12 protein-coding genes are annotated in these 13,618 nt (G+C 70.9%); 3 read left to right on the top strand and 9 right to left on the bottom strand.

The window, feature by feature from the left end; translation table 11 throughout:
- Positions 1 to 2 precede the first annotated feature (2 nt).
- Entirely contained in the window at positions 3 to 1,379 is a 1,377-nt protein-coding gene (locus WME83_RS22555; RefSeq protein ID WP_437321354.1) for an MFS transporter, read from the top strand.
- Positions 1,380 to 1,626: 247 nt separating this feature from the next.
- Here the strand turns inward: WME83_RS22555 and WME83_RS22550 are convergent, their stop codons facing one another.
- Positions 1,627 to 2,133 (bottom strand): hypothetical protein, encoded by a 507-nt coding sequence (locus WME83_RS22550; protein ID WP_437321353.1) that lies wholly within the window; start codon positions 2,131 to 2,133, stop codon positions 1,627 to 1,629.
- 625 nt (positions 2,134 to 2,758) lie between these two features.
- Between WME83_RS22550 and WME83_RS22545 the strand changes: the two genes are divergently transcribed.
- Together WME83_RS22545 and WME83_RS22540 are read left to right on the top strand one after the other, a co-directional pair.
- On the top strand, positions 2,759 to 3,142 hold the full coding sequence (locus WME83_RS22545) for a DUF7793 family protein (RefSeq protein ID WP_437321352.1): 384 nt from the start codon (positions 2,759 to 2,761) through the stop codon (positions 3,140 to 3,142).
- The gene (locus WME83_RS22540; RefSeq protein ID WP_437321351.1) at positions 3,139 to 4,269 is read left to right on the top strand and encodes a PAS domain S-box protein; all 1,131 of its coding nucleotides are present in this window, start codon (positions 3,139 to 3,141) and stop codon (positions 4,267 to 4,269) included. The genes WME83_RS22545 and WME83_RS22540 overlap by 4 nt, the downstream gene beginning before the upstream one ends.
- 61 nt (positions 4,270 to 4,330) lie before the next feature.
- Here the strand turns inward: WME83_RS22540 and WME83_RS22535 are convergent, their stop codons facing one another.
- The 8 genes from WME83_RS22535 to WME83_RS22500 form a co-directional block, all read right to left on the bottom strand.
- Positions 4,331 to 4,618 carry an antibiotic biosynthesis monooxygenase family protein gene (locus WME83_RS22535; protein WP_437321350.1) on the bottom strand — a complete coding sequence of 96 codons (288 nt, stop codon included), beginning with the start codon at positions 4,616 to 4,618 and terminating at the stop codon, positions 4,331 to 4,333.
- A gap of 180 nt (positions 4,619 to 4,798) precedes the next feature.
- Positions 4,799 to 5,863: a 3-isopropylmalate dehydrogenase gene (gene leuB / locus WME83_RS22530; protein ID WP_437321349.1), complete on the bottom strand. Its 1,065-nt coding sequence runs from the start codon at positions 5,861 to 5,863 to the stop codon at positions 4,799 to 4,801.
- Positions 5,860 to 7,506, bottom strand: coding sequence for a citramalate synthase (gene cimA / locus WME83_RS22525; RefSeq protein ID WP_437321348.1), 1,647 nt, complete (start codon positions 7,504 to 7,506; stop codon positions 5,860 to 5,862). The genes leuB and cimA overlap by 4 nt, the downstream gene beginning before the upstream one ends.
- Positions 7,507 to 7,590: 84 nt before the next feature.
- Positions 7,591 to 9,294 carry a 2-isopropylmalate synthase gene (locus WME83_RS22520; protein WP_437321347.1) on the bottom strand — a complete coding sequence of 568 codons (1,704 nt, stop codon included), beginning with the start codon at positions 9,292 to 9,294 and terminating at the stop codon, positions 7,591 to 7,593.
- A 34-nt stretch (positions 9,295 to 9,328) separates the two neighbouring features.
- Positions 9,329 to 10,342, bottom strand: coding sequence for a ketol-acid reductoisomerase (gene ilvC, locus WME83_RS22515; RefSeq protein ID WP_437321346.1), 1,014 nt, complete (start codon positions 10,340 to 10,342; stop codon positions 9,329 to 9,331).
- Between the two features lie 60 nt (positions 10,343 to 10,402).
- Positions 10,403 to 10,954, bottom strand: coding sequence for an acetolactate synthase small subunit (gene ilvN, locus WME83_RS22510; RefSeq protein WP_437321345.1), 552 nt, complete (start codon positions 10,952 to 10,954; stop codon positions 10,403 to 10,405).
- A gap of 137 nt (positions 10,955 to 11,091) precedes the next feature.
- Entirely contained in the window at positions 11,092 to 12,801 is a 1,710-nt protein-coding gene (gene ilvB, locus WME83_RS22505; protein ID WP_437321344.1) for a biosynthetic-type acetolactate synthase large subunit, read from the bottom strand.
- Positions 12,802 to 12,891: 90 nt separating this feature from the next.
- Positions 12,892 to 13,311 (bottom strand): hypothetical protein, encoded by a 420-nt coding sequence (locus WME83_RS22500; protein WP_437321343.1) that lies wholly within the window; start codon positions 13,309 to 13,311, stop codon positions 12,892 to 12,894.
- Between the last annotated feature and the right edge of the window lie 307 nt (positions 13,312 to 13,618).

The following is a 13,618-nucleotide window of genomic DNA, read 5'->3' as shown; positions in this document are numbered from 1 at the left end:
AGATGTCGACGTTGATTACCGAGTGGAATCCCGACGATGAGGCATTTTGGGAGAAGACAGGGAAGCGGATCGCTCGTCGGAACCTCATCTGGTCGATCATCGCCGAGAACATCGGCTTTTCCGTCTGGCTGCTCTGGAGCGTGACGGCCACCCGGCTCCCCAAGGTCGGCTTCAACTACACCACGGACCAGCTCTTCCTGCTGGTCGCGATCCCGGGCCTCGTCGGCGCGCTGATCCGGTTCCCGTACACGTTCGCCGTCCCGAAGTTCGGCGGGCGCAACTGGACCATCGTCAGCGCGCTCCTCTTGCTGATCCCCACGATCTCGCTCTCGGTGCTCGTGACCAGGCCGGACACGCCGTTCTGGCTCATGGCGCTCGCGGCGGCGACCGCGGGGCTCGGCGGGGGCAACTTCGCCTCCAGCATGGCGAACATCTCGTTCTTCTATCCGGACAAGAAGAAGGGGCTGGCGCTCGGGCTCAACGCCGCCGGCGGCAACATCGGCGTCAGCAACGTGCAGCTGCTCGTGCCGCTCCTCATCGGGCCCGGCGCGATCGCGACGGCGATCGGCGGGTATCACACCGAGTCTGGGATTTACCTGCAAAACGCGGGGCTGATGTGGATCCCGTTCATCCTCCTCTCGGCGGGCGGCGCTTACTTCTTCATGAACAACCTGGCGTCGGCGAAGTCGAACTGGAAAGATCAGGCGGCCGCCGCCAGGAACAAGCACACCTGGATCATCGCCTGGCTGTACGTCGGGACGTTCGGCTCGTTCATCGGCTACTCGGCGGCCCTGCCGCTGCTGCTCAAGATGCAGTTCCCCGCCGTGACGCTCGAGCTCACGTTCCTCGGCGCGCTCATCGGCTCGGTGGCCCGCCCGCTGGGCGGCTACCTCGCGGACAAGATCGGCGGGGCGCGCATCACGTTCAGCAACTTCGTGGTGATGGGCCTCGCGTCGCTCGGGATCATCCACTTCCTCAACGAGAAGAGCTACGCCGGGGTCGTGACGATGTTCATGATCATGTTCGTCTCGACCGGCATCGGCAACGGCTCGACCTTCCGGATGGTCCCCGTCCTCTTCCGGCGCGACTTCCTGCGCGCGGCGCAGGGCAGGGGCGAGGCGGCGCGCGAAGAGGCGCTGATCATGGCGCGCCGCCAGAGCGCCGCCGTCCTCGGGTTCACCTCGGCGGTCGGGGCGCTCGGCGGCTTCTTCATCCCGCGGAGCTTCGGCGCCTCGATCAAGGCGACGGGCGGGGCCACGACGGCGGTCATGTATTTCTTCGTGTTCTATCTCACCTGCATGGGGCTCACGTGGTGGTGCTACATGAGGACCCGCTTCCTCGTGAACCGCATCCCGAGCCTCGCCGAGGCCGACGCCTGAGCCGCGCGGGCCGGCGCGCCGCCCAGCGCGCCGGCGGTCCCCGGACGCCTCCTGGCGCCGAGGCTCCCCCGCGGGGCTGCGCGAGGGGCCTCGGCGTTACGGGAACCCGAGCCGTTGACCGTCCTGGAGCCGACCGTGGCGTCCCCGAAGGCGTGAAGCGCCATGGCGAGGACCGGGCCACGGCGCTGCCGCCGCTCATCGAGGGCCGCGCGTCGGCGTCACCGAGCCGTGCGGTCGCCAGCGCTCGCTACCAACCGCAGAAGCCGCCGCCGCAGCCGCCGCCGCCCCACCAGCCGCCGCCCCAGGGCCGGAAGCCGCCCCACCAGCCGCCCCAGGGCCGGAAGCCGCCCCACCAGCCGCCCCAGGGCCGGAAGCCGCCCCACCAGCCGCCCCAGGGCCGGAAGCCGCCCCACCAGCCGCCCCAGGGCCGGAAGCCGCCCCAGCCGCCGCCCCACCAGAAGCGCGATGCCGTGTCGGGGGTCGCGCCGGCGTTCTCCTCACTGGAGGTCGTCGAGCCGGGGCCCGCCGGGCCGGGGTCTGCTGCGCTCGCGTCCTCCGGGCTCACGCCCATCGCCGGCGCCGCGCTCGACTCCTGATCTGCGGAGTCCATCTCGTCGCCCTGGACCGCCTCATTCGCCTCGTCGAGCTGGACCATCGTGTCTTCCGTCGTCGGCTCGGCCGCCACGGCCACGCCGGCCGCGGAGAGCGCCGTCGAGAGCGCGACGAGCGATGCGAACTTCGTCAAATGGCTCATGTTCCCATTCTCCTGTGCACATCGATTCATGTGGATGGCGCCAACGCCCGTCGCGACGACGAGCGTCGACACGCGGGGACCTGAGCTTCCCCGTCGCGAGATCATGTGTGGTGTCAGGGGAGTGATGTCGATTACCCCAGAAAGGACACCTGAGACACCATGGACGCTTTCGGTGTTCGCGTTCGGCGCTGCTGCGCGCGGGGAGGGCCCGCCGCGCGTCCCTCGCCGGTTCCCGGGAGATCCTCCGGGCGGCGATACGCGCTTTCCCAGCTTGCGCGCGGCGCGCGGCGCGCGGCGCGCCGTGCAGACAGAGGGCGCGCGGGGAGGTTGAGGCCGAACGCGGGCGAAGCGCTGCGGCGCTGCGGCTGGCGAGCGCGCACACGGGCGCAAGACACAGCGCGCGGGCGCGCAGGCGTGCGCAGACGCAGGCGTGCGCAGACGTAAATACGCGTCGGACTGCGGCGCTATGGACAAGCCGGCGAGAGTTGCCTTATAGTCACAAGACTGCCGTGGTCGTGCCCTGGAATACAAGCCGCTCGATCAACCGAGGTGACGCGGAGCACCCGAGGCTCCGGCCCCCTGGGCGAGCGCTGTGCGGCTGGCGCGGCGCGGTAGAGGATGCGGCATGAAGGCTCGCGAGATCGTGACGTCCGCCCAGATACTCCGGCTCGAGGACGATGGAATCATCCGCGCGACTGCGTTTCCTGTGCACATGAGCCTGGGCTTCGCACAGGAGGTCGTCAGGGCCACCATCGAGCTCGCCGATGGCACGCCGCGCCCCGTTCTGGTCGATATCCGCGCGCAAAAGACGGTGGACAGGGCAGCGCGGGAGTACTTCGCAGGAGCGGAGGCGGCGAAGGGGCACTGCGCCCTCGCGTTGCTCGTGGACTCGCCCGTGAGCAAGGCCATCGGGAACTTCTTCCTCGGGCTGTCCCAGGCCCCCGTGCCCCGGAAGCTGTTCACGTCCGAGGACGAGGCCATCGGCTGGCTGCGGGGGTTCCTCCGTTGAACGACGGACCGCAGGCGGAGGGGCACCCCGACCGCGGCGAGATCGAGCGCGTGATCCAGGAGCTCGCCGCGGGCAACTCGGCGGCCCGCGCGGCGGCGCTGCGCGGCGGCCCGCTCGATCCGGCGCTCGCGCGGCTCAACGCGCTGGCGGAGGAGCTCGAGGCGCTGCGCGCCCTCAAGGCGAAGGCGTCGGCGCGGCTCTCCGAGCTGACCGACGTCGCGCTCGCGGTCGCCTCCCTCGACTTCTCCAGGAAGGCCGAGATCAGCAGCGATGTCGACGAGCTCGACGGGCTCGCCGCCGGCATGAACATGATGATCGAGGAGCTCCAGTCCTCGACCGCGTTCGTCAACAACGTCCTCTCCGCGATGCCCGACGCGCTCCTCGTGCTCGAGGTGGACGGGTCGATCAAGAGCGCGAACCGCGCGGCCCTGGAGCTCCTCGGCTACTCGAGGGACGAGATCCTGGAGTTGCCGGCCGAGCGGGTGCTCGGGGAGGGCGCGGCGGCCTCGGTGATCGAGCGCCTGCGGCAGGCGAGCCGGATCGTGAACGAGGAGTCGGCGCTCGTGACCCGGGGGGGCGCGGGGGTCCCCGTCGCCCTCTCGGCCAGCACGCTGCGCGGGCCCCAGGACGAGCTCTTGGGGCTCGTCCTCGTCGCCCGCGACATCACCGAGCGGAAGCGCGCCGAGGAGGAGAGGGAGCGGCTGGAGGCCGCCGTCCGGCGACAGGCCCAGATGCTCATGCAGCTGTCGACGCCGCTCATCCCCATCAGCGACGGGACCGTCGTGCTGCCGCTCGTCGGCGCGCTGGACGAGGACCGGGCGACGCAGGTCACGGAGACGCTCCTCCGGGGCATCACGGCCCACGGCGCCCGCGTGGCGATCCTGGACGTCACCGGCGTCTCGGGGGTCGACCAGCAGGTCGCCAGCGCGCTGCTGCGCGCCGTGCGCGCGACCCGCCTGATCGGCGCGCAGGTCGTGCTCACCGGGATACGGGCGGAGGTGGCGAGGACCATGACGGCGCTCGACATCGAGCTCGGCGGCGTCGTCACGTGCGGCACGCTCAAGGACGGGATCGCCTACGCCGAGGGCGCAGGCCAGGCCGCCGCGGGCCGGCGCGCGGCGCGCTGACCGCGGGGCGGCTCAGGGACCGCCGGGCAGCGGGCTGACCGCCGGGCGGCTCAGCGGCGGCTCACGCCATGATCTCGCCTTCGTAGAACGTGATGTGCGCGGCCCGGAGCGCCTGCTCGCCGCCCATGCCGCGGTGATGGCGCCGGAACACCTCGGACCTCGGGTACTGCTGAAACGCCTCCCGGCTCTCCCACCGCGAGACCGCCCGGAGGCCGCCGTCGCCCAGCCAGATCTCGAGGCCGAGGAAGCCGGAGAACTGGCGCATCTCCGGCGCTGCTCGCCGGAAGCTCTCCACCATGGCCTGGAGCGCCGGACCGGAGGCGGTGATGGTGTTGACGACGATGAACATGGTGCCGTTCTAGAACACCAATCACGTCGAGCGACCGAGAAATGAACGCCAAGAACGCCAAGAAGAGAAGAAGATCTTGGCGTCGGTGGCGTCCTTGGCGGCTCGAATTTCTGCGCTTTCGAGCGGGTTCAACCCGCTTGTCGCTCCAGCGGCGCGGGGGATCGCGCCCCGCGCGGGCGATCAGGCCGCGAGCTTCGCCCGCACCGCCTCGCCCATCGCCTGGGTCGACAGCTTGCCGCCGAGGTCCGCCGTCCTGGCGCCGGCGGCGATCGCCTGCGCCACGGCGCGCTCCACCGCCGCCGCCTCCTTGTCGAGGCGCAGCGAGTGCCGGAGCAGCATCGCGGCGCTCAGGATCGTCCCGATCGGGTTGGCGATCCCCTTGCCGGCGATGTCGGGCGCCGAGCCGTGGATCGGCTCGTAGACCCCGCGCGTGCCTTCGCCCAGCGACGCGCTCGGGCAGAGCCCCAGCGAGCCGGCGAGCACGGCCGCCTCGTCGGTCAGGATGTCGCCGAACATGTTCTCCGTGACGATGACGTCGAACGCGGCCGCCGCCGTGATCAGCCGCATCGCGCACGAGTCGACGAGCTGATGCTCGATGCGGATCTCCGGGTGGCGCGCGGCGACCTCGGTTGCCACCGTCCGCCAGAGCCGCGACGACTCGAGGACGTTCGCCTTGTCGACCGACGTGACGAGCCGCCGGCGCGGCGCGGCCAGGCGGAACGCGAGCTCGACGACGCGCTGGATCTCCTCGTCCGTGTACTCGAGCGTGTCGACCGCGCGCCTGCGCCCGTTCACCTCCTCGCGGAGGCGAGGCTTGCCGAAGTAGAGCCCGCCCGTGAGCTCCCGGACGACCAGGATGTCGACGTCCGCGAGCCGCTCCGGCTTGAGCGGGGAGGCCTGCACGAGCTCCGGGAACAGGCGGATCGGCCGCAGGTTCGCGTACAGGCCGAGGCCCTGGCGCAGCGCGAGCAGCCCCTGCTCGGGCCGGACGTTCGCGCTCGGGTTGTCCCACTTCGGGCCGCCGACCGCGCCGAGGAGGACGGCGTCGGCCGCGCGGCACGCGTCGAGCGTCTCCGGCGTCAGCGCGGTGCCGGTCGCGTCGATGGCGCACCCGCCGATGAGGTGCTCGGAGTACGTGAAGCTGTGGCCGAACTGGGCGGCGACGGCATCGAGGGTGACGCGGGCTTCGGCGACGACCTCGCCGCCGATGCCGTCACCGGGCAAAAGAACGATATTGGCCTTCATGCGACCTCGCTGGCAGGCAACGTGGATGTGTACTGCGCTGGCTCTCGCGCTGCGAGCGTGAGCCCATACTCGATCCCGTCCGCGAGCGCATGCCAGGAAGCGTCGATGATGTTCGTCGAGGCGCCGACGGTGCTCCACTGGCGGTGCGCGTCGCGGCTGTCGATGAGCACGCGCGTCGTCGCCGAGGTGCCGTCGCGCCCGTCGAGGATGCGGACCTTGTAGTCGACGAGCTGGATGTCGCGCACGGCCGGGAACACGGGCGCGAGCGCCTTGCGGAGCGCGCCGTCGAGCGCGTTGACGGGGCCGGACCCCTCGGCCGCCGTGATCACCACCTCGTCGCCGACCGCGATCTTGATCATCGCCTCGGCGAAGGTGCCGACGCCCTCGCGCTGGCCCGCGATCACCTTGAAATCGAGCAGCCGGAAGGGCGGCTTGTAGCCCGGCGAGCTCCGGCGCAGCAAGAGCGCGACCGACGCCTCGGCCGCCTCGAACGACGAGCCGCGCGCCTCGCGCTCCTTAATCTGCTCGAGCACCTCCACCTCGGCGCCCGCCTTCACCTCGAGCCCGAACTCCTCGGCCTTGCTGAGGAGGTTGCCGCGGCCCGACAGCTCGCTCACCACGGTGCGCATCGCGTTGCCGACGAGCGCGGGGTCGATGTGCTGGTAGGACGCCGGCTCGCGCCGCATCGCCGCGACGTGCACGCCGCCCTTGTGCGCGAAGGCGCTCCGCCCGACGTAGGCCATGTGATCGTCGGGGGCGAGGTTCGCCAGCTCGGCGACGTAGTGCGAGAGCTCGGTGAGCCCGCGGAGCGCCCCCTCGGGCAGCGCCCGGAGGCCGAGCTTCAGCTCGAGGTTCGGGATGATCGCACACAGGTTCGCGTTCCCGCAGCGCTCGCCGTAGCCGTTGATCGTGCCCTGCACGTGGCGGGCGCCCGCGCGCACGGCGGCGAGCGAGTTGGCGACCGCGAGCTCGCCGTCGTTGTGCGCGTGGACGCCGAGCGGGTGGCCGAGCAGCGCCTTCATCTCGGCGACGATCGCCTCGATCTGCCACGGCATCGAGCCGCCGTTCGTGTCGCAGAGCGTGAGCACCTCGGCCCCGCCGCGCGCCGCGGCGCGCAGCGTCTCGATCGCGTACGACCGGTCGAGCGCGAACCCGTCGAAGAAGTGCTCGGCGTCGTAGACCACGCGGCGGCCGTGCGCGCGCAGGTAGGCGACGGTCTCCTCGATCATCCGGAGGTTCTCGTCGAGCGTCGTGCGCAGCACCGCGGTCACGTGCTGCGTCGAGCTCTTGCCGAAGATCGTGCAGACGCTCGTGCCGGCGGCGAGCAGCGCGCGCAGGCCGGGGTCGTCCTCGGGGGCGAGCGAGGCGCGGCGCGTCGAGCCGAACGCGGCGATCTTCGCGTGCTTCCACTCGATGTCCTTCGCCCGCTCGAAGAACTGCGCGTCCTTCGGGTTCGAGCCGGGCCAGCCGCCCTCGATGAAGGTCAGGCCGAACGCGTCGAGGTGGCGCGCGATCTGCAGCTTGTCCTCGCACGCGAGCGAGATGCCCTCGCGCTGGGTGCCGTCCCGTAGCGTCGTGTCGTAGATTTCGACGCGGTCCGCGGGGCGGGCGCCCTGCTCCGCGCCGTTGAGAGGCGGATTCATAAGCTTCGACTTCCTTGTGCGGCGCGGGCAGGCCGCCGAGCTCGCCGGCCCCGCTCGGGGCCCTCGTGCGCTCGGCTCACCGGCCTACCTCGCGCTCTCGACGGCGGCGCCGCGGCCGCTCTGGTTGCTCTCGTTGCTCTCGGACGCCGCCGCGTCCTCCCGGGGCTCGACGCCGTAGGTCGCGAGGAGCCGGTTCAGGGCGGTGAGGTACGCCTTCGCGCTGGCGACCAGGATGTCCGTGTCGGCGCCGTGGCCGTGGAACACCCGGTGCGAGGCGTCGTGCTGCGGGTGCCGCTTGCTCGACGTCGCGTCCGCCCGGACCCGGACGCTCACCTCGCCGAGCGCGTCGATCCCCTCGGTCACCGCGTGCACGGAGAACTCGAGGAGGCTGCTCGGCACGCGGACGATCTCGTCGATCGCCCGGTAGGCCGCGTCCACCGGCCCGGTGCCGATCGCGGCGCGCACGTGCAGCGCCCCGTCCGGCCCGCGGAGGCGGACCGTGGCCGTCGGCATCCCGGTGGTTCCGCAGGCGACCTGGAGCGCGTCGAGCGTGTAGAGCTCGTCGCCCTGCGCCCGCGTGGTCGAGACGATCGCCTCGATGTCGGGATCGGTGACGTGCTTCTTCTTGTCGGCGAGCGCCTTGAAGCTGGCGAACGCCGCCGCGAGCTGGGCCTCGTCGAGGTGGTAGCCGAGCTCCTCGAGCCGGTTCCTGAGCGCGTGCCTGCCCGAGTGCTTGCCGAGGACGAGCCGGGTCTGCGTCACCCCGACCATCTCCGGCCGCATGATCTCGTACGTCTCCTGGTGCTTCAGCATCCCGTCCTGGTGGATGCCCGACTCGTGCGCGAAGGCGTTGGCGCCGACGATCGCCTTGTTCGGCTGGACGTTGAAGCCCGTGGCGGCGCTGACGAGGCGGCTCACGGTGGCGATCTGGGTCGTGTCGATGCCGGTGCGCAGCCCGAAGACGGCCCGCCGCGTCGCGAGCGCCATGACGACCTCCTCGAGCGCGGTGTTGCCGGCGCGCTCGCCGATGCCGTTGATGGTCACCTCGGCCTGGCGCGCGCCCGCGCGGATGCCCTCCAGGGCGTTCGCCGTCGCGAGCCCGAGGTCGTTGTGGCAGTGCACCGAGATGATGGCGCGGTCGATCCCCGGCACGTTCTTGCGGATGCCGGCGATGAGCGCGCCGAACTCGCTCGGCATGGTGTAGCCGACCGTGTCCGGGATGTTGAGCGTGGTGGCCCCGGCGGCGATCGCGGCCTCGAGCACCTGGTAGAGGAACTCGGGCTCGCTCCGGCCGGCGTCCTCGGGGCTGAACTCCACGTCGGCGCAGAGGTCGCGCGCGTACGCGACCATGGCCCGCACGCGGTCGAGCACCTCGGGCCGGGTCATCCGGAGCTTGTGCTTGAGGTGGATGTCGCTCGTGGCGAGGAAGGTGTGGATCCGCGGGTGCGCGGCCCGGGAGACGCCCTCCCACGCCTTGTCGATGTCGACCTTGGTGGCGCGGGCGAGCGCGCAGATGATCGGCGGCGTCGCGGCGGGGCGGCCGGGGACCGCGGCCGCGCCCACGCGCTCGGCGATCGTCTGGACGGCGAGCAGGTCGTCGGGGGAAGCGGCGGGGAAGCCCGTCTCGATGACGTCGACGCCGAGCTTCGCCAGCGCGAGCGCGATCTCGAGCTTCTCCGAGGACGTCATCGTCGCGCCCGGCGACTGCTCGCCGTCACGCAGCGTGGTGTCGAAGATGCGCACGTAATCGGACGGGGGCATCGCTTGATTCGCAATCATCTCAGGCATGGTGTTCTCCGCCGCCTCCCACGAGTGGAGACGCTCAGTCGCCGGGCTTGATGGTGACGGGGTCGATGAACGGCATCATCTTGCGCAGGTTGGCGCCCACGACCTCGAGCCGCTGCTCCCGCTCCTTGGCCCGCGTCGCCTCGAACTTCGGCCGGCCCTCCTCGTTCTCCGCGATCCACTTGCGCGCGAACTCGCCGCTCTGGATGTCGGCCAGGATGCGCTTCATCTCCTCGCGGGTGCGGTCGGTGATGACGCGCGGGCCGGACACGTAGTCGCCGTACTCGGCGGTGTCGCTGATCGAGTACCGCATGTAGTTGAGGCCGCCGCGGTACATGAGGTCGACGATGAGCTTGAGCTCGTGCAGACACTCGAAGTACGCGATCTCCGGCTGGTAGCCGGCGTTCACGAGCGTCTCGAACCCGGCCTTCACGAGCTCGCTCGCGCCGCCGCAGAGCACCGCCTGCTCGCCGAAGAGGTCGGTCTCGGTCTCCTCCGCGAACGTCGTGAGGAGCACCCCGGCGCGCGTCGCGCCGATGCCCTTGGCGTAGGCGAGCGCCTGCGCCTCCGCCTTGCCGCTCGCGTCCTGGTGGACGGCGAGCAGGGCCGGGACGCCGCCGCCGGCCTCGTACGTCTCGCGCACCCGGTGCCCGGGGCCCTTCGGCGCGATCATCGTGACGTCGACCGACGCGGGGGGCGCGATCGTGTTGAAGCGGATGTTGAACCCGTGCGCGAACATGAGCGTCTTGCCCGGGCCGAGGTGCGGCGCGATGTGCTCGTTGTAGATGCGGGCCTGCGACGTGTCGGGCGCGAGGATCATGATGACGTCGGCGGCCTTCGCGGCCTCGGACACCGTGGCCACCTGGAGCCCCGCGGCCTGCGCCTTGGGCCGGCTCTTGCTCCCCTCGGGCAGGGCGACGATCACCGTCGCGCCGCTGTCGCGCAGGTTCAGCGCGTGGGCGTGCCCCTGGGAGCCATAGCCGACGATCGCGATCTTCTTGCTCTGGATGAGCGACAGATCCGCGTCGTTATCATAAAAAATCTTCGCCATCTCACTCTCCTTCAACAGGGATCCGCACCTCGCGGCTCCCGTCCTTCACGTCATCCGTCATCAGGGCGCGCTGCTGTCGCCAGGGCGCGCAGGCAGCACGGTGTCGAGCCTGGCCTCGGCCTCCTCGGCGCCGCGGGTCATCACGATCATCCCGGTCCGCACCATCTCGATGATCCCGAACGGGCGGAGCACGTCGAGCAGGCCCTCGATCTTGTCGCCGGTGCCGGTGATCTCGATGGTGAGCGCCTCGGGGGCGACGTCGACCGTGCGCGCGCGGAACACCTCGCAGAGCTGGAGCACCTGCGCGCGGGTCGTCGCGTTCGCCTTCACCTTGATCAGCGCGAGGTCGCGCGCGACCGAGGCCGTGTGGGTGACGTCGCGGACCCAGAGGGTGTTGACCAGCTTGTACAGGTTCGCCTCCAGGCGGCGCGCCCCGTCCTCGTCCGCCTCGAGGACCAGGGTGAGGCGCGAGACCCCGGCGATGTGGGTGCGCCCGACGCTCAGCGACTCGATGTTGTACGCGCGGCGCCGGAACAGCGACGCGACGCGGTTGAGCACGCCGGGGCGGTCTTCGACGTAGGCGATGAACGTGCGCAGGATGGGTCGATCCATGGATGCCTCTTGAAAGTCCCTCTTGTCTCTGGGGCGCCCGGCAGCGGCCGCGACGCGCTCGGACGCGCCCCGCTCGTCCAGCGAGCGCGCGCTCGCGTTGGATCGAGCGCTCGGGGCGCGCGCCTCTACGGGTGCGTTCACGGATCCTCCCCGGTCTCCAGGATCGGGCTCGGGCGGCGGATCATGTCGTTCAGGTCGGCGCCCGCGGGGACCATCGGGTAGACGCTGTCCTCCTGCTCGACGCGGAAGTCGATGACCACGGTGCCCGGCGTCGCGCGGGCGCGCTCGACCGCGCCGGCGATCTCCTCGCGCTTCGTCACGCGGATGCCGGTCAGCCCGTGGGCCTCGGCGAGCTTCACGAAGTCCGGGCTGCGCATCGGGGTCGCCGAGTAGCGCCGGTTGTAGAAGAACTCCTGCCACTGGCGCACCATGCCGAGGTAGCCGTTGTTGATGATGGCCACGTGGACCTTGATGCCCTCCTGCGCGCAGGTCGACAGCTCGCACGCGGTCATCTGGAAGCCGCCGTCGCCCACGACCACCCAGACCTCGTCGTTCGGCTTCGCGAAGCGCGCGCCGATCGCCGCCGGCAGGGCGAAGCCCATCGTGCCGAGCCCGCCGGAGGTGATGAGCTTCCGCGGGTGATCGTGCTTGTAGTACTGCGCTTCCCACATCTGGTGCTGGCCGACGTCGGTTACCACAAGCGCCTTGCCGTCGGTGAGCCGCCAGAGGTCGTGCATCACGTGCGCGGCGTACAGTTTGTCGTGGTACGGCAATTGTTGAATGTCACGGACCGCCGAGTCCCCCTTCAGGGTGGTGATGCGCTCGATCCAGGCGCTCCGGTTGCGCTGCTTGCACCCGGGGATGAGCGACAGGAGCGTGTCCCGGACGTCCCCGACGAGGCCGACGTCGACCTTGACATTCTTGTTGATCTCGGAACGGTCGATCTCGACGTGGATCTTCTTCGCCTTGACCGCGTAGGTCTTGAGGTTGCCGGTCACGCGGTCGTCGAAGCGCATCCCGAGCGCGATGAGGAGGTCGGCCTCCTGGATGGCGGTGTTCACCCACGCCTCGCCGTGCATGCCCATCATGCCGAGGCTGAGCGGGTGGGTCGCCGGGAAGCCGCCGAGGCCGAGCAGCGTCGACGCGACGGGGATGCCCGTCTTCTCCACGAAGGCGAGGAGCTCGCGCGTCGCCTCCGCCCGGACGATGCCCTGGCCGGCGAGGATGAGCGGCCGCTCGGCCTCGTCGATGAGCTCGATCGCCTTCTCGATGTCCGTCTGGACGGCGTGATACCCCGGGCGGTAGCCGGGCAGGCGGACCTCGCCCTTCGGCAGCTCGAAGTCCATCGACGCCTGCTGGGCGTCCTTGGTGATGTCGACGAGCACCGGGCCCGGGCGGCCCGAGCGCGCGATGTAGAACGCCTCGCGGATGGCGGGGGCGATGTCCTGGACCTCGGTCACGAGGTAGTTGTGCTTGGTGATGGGCAGGGTGACGCCGGTGATGTCCGTCTCCTGGAAGGCGTCGGTCCCGAGCAGCTTCGAGGACACCTGCCCGGTGATACAGACGATGGGCGACGAGTCGAGCATCGCCGTCGCGATCCCGGTGACGAGGTTCGTCGCGCCGGGGCCCGAGGTGGCGACCGCCACGCCGACCTTGCCCGAGGCGCGGGCGTACCCGTCCGCCATGTGCGCCGCGCCCTGCTCGTGCCGGACGAGGACGTGGCGGATCGGGTAGCCGAGGATCGTGTCGTAGGCGGGCATGATCGCGCCGCCGGGGTAGCCAAAGACCACGTCCACGCCTTCGCGGACGAGGACTTCCCAGATAATCTGTGCGCCGGTTCGTTTCATAGTCTCGACTCCGATCGAGTCATGCTGGTGGAAGGTGGCGCCGTGGGCGCCGTGGCCGCGGGTTCCGCCGTCTCTCAGGGGCTCGGCAATTTAGGCGATCGCGCGCTGCAGGTCCTCCCGCGGGCCGCCGCCGCTGCTCTCCTCGCGGCGGAGCGCGTCGAGCACCCGCCGCGCGTCGTCGAGCGACACGACGCGCGAGGAGCCCGCGGCGGGGGCCGCGCCGGGCCGCGCGGAGGGCGGGTCGGAGTGGAACTCGAACGAGGCCTCGGCGTCGCCGCCCGGGCGCGCGCCCTTCAGGTGCGTCGAGGAGCGCTGGGGCGCGCGGACGGCGCCGCCGCTCGCGCGCGCGCGGATCTCGTCGACGAGCGCCTCGAACTCCTCGCGTACGGCGCTCGAGGCGACGGGCATCCCACAGCCCGCGGCGACGAGCTCTGCGAGCTCCGCGATGCGCTGGCCAACGGCCTCGCTCGAGGCGTCCTCGCGATTCTTCCTCGAATGTTCCTTGCTCACCTGATCCTCCTTGACGACGGCTGCTCTTCGTGAACCCACAGGCCAGAAAAACGAAAGCCCCCGGACCTTCTCGGTGCGGGGGCCTATCTCCATGCTGCTCAGCTCAGAGCGGCGGCCCGCACCCGTTCCCGACGCGAATCAGCCCGACGACGTCGACTAGGCTGACGAGCGCAGGAATGGTTAGGCCCGCTAGGAGCCCGACGGACACGCCGCCCTCGACGACGAGCGAACGCGCCGCCGAGGTCGCCGACGAAGCGCGGTGCACCAGCTTCACAGCGGGGGTCCCATCGCCGGAGGCGTGGGCGCT

Origin of the sequence: Sorangium sp. So ce385, assembly GCF_051474135.1 — a bacterium.
GTDB classification, from domain to species: Bacteria; Myxococcota_A; Polyangia; order Polyangiales; family Polyangiaceae; genus Sorangium; species Sorangium cellulosum_D.
This window is presented reverse-complemented; position numbering and strand designations above follow the sequence as displayed.

Excerpts from the sequence above, each read along its gene's own strand:
- WME83_RS22555 (WP_437321354.1), top strand. The coding sequence starts at position 3 with ATGTCGACGTTGATTACCGAGTGGAATCCCGACGATGAGGCATTTTGG.
- WME83_RS22550 (WP_437321353.1), bottom strand. The coding sequence starts at position 2,133 with ATGAGCCATTTGACGAAGTTCGCATCGCTCGTCGCGCTCTCGACGGCG.
- WME83_RS22545 (WP_437321352.1), top strand. The coding sequence starts at position 2,759 with ATGAAGGCTCGCGAGATCGTGACGTCCGCCCAGATACTCCGGCTCGAG.
- WME83_RS22535 (WP_437321350.1), bottom strand. The coding sequence starts at position 4,618 with ATGTTCATCGTCGTCAACACCATCACCGCCTCCGGTCCGGCGCTCCAG.
- leuB (WP_437321349.1), bottom strand. The coding sequence starts at position 5,863 with ATGAAGGCCAATATCGTTCTTTTGCCCGGTGACGGCATCGGCGGCGAG.
- cimA (WP_437321348.1), bottom strand. The coding sequence starts at position 7,506 with ATGAATCCGCCTCTCAACGGCGCGGAGCAGGGCGCCCGCCCCGCGGAC.
- WME83_RS22520 (WP_437321347.1), bottom strand. The coding sequence starts at position 9,294 with ATGCCTGAGATGATTGCGAATCAAGCGATGCCCCCGTCCGATTACGTG.
- ilvC (WP_437321346.1), bottom strand. The coding sequence starts at position 10,342 with ATGGCGAAGATTTTTTATGATAACGACGCGGATCTGTCGCTCATCCAG.
- ilvN (WP_437321345.1), bottom strand. The coding sequence starts at position 10,954 with ATGGATCGACCCATCCTGCGCACGTTCATCGCCTACGTCGAAGACCGC.
- ilvB (WP_437321344.1), bottom strand. The coding sequence starts at position 12,801 with ATGAAACGAACCGGCGCACAGATTATCTGGGAAGTCCTCGTCCGCGAA.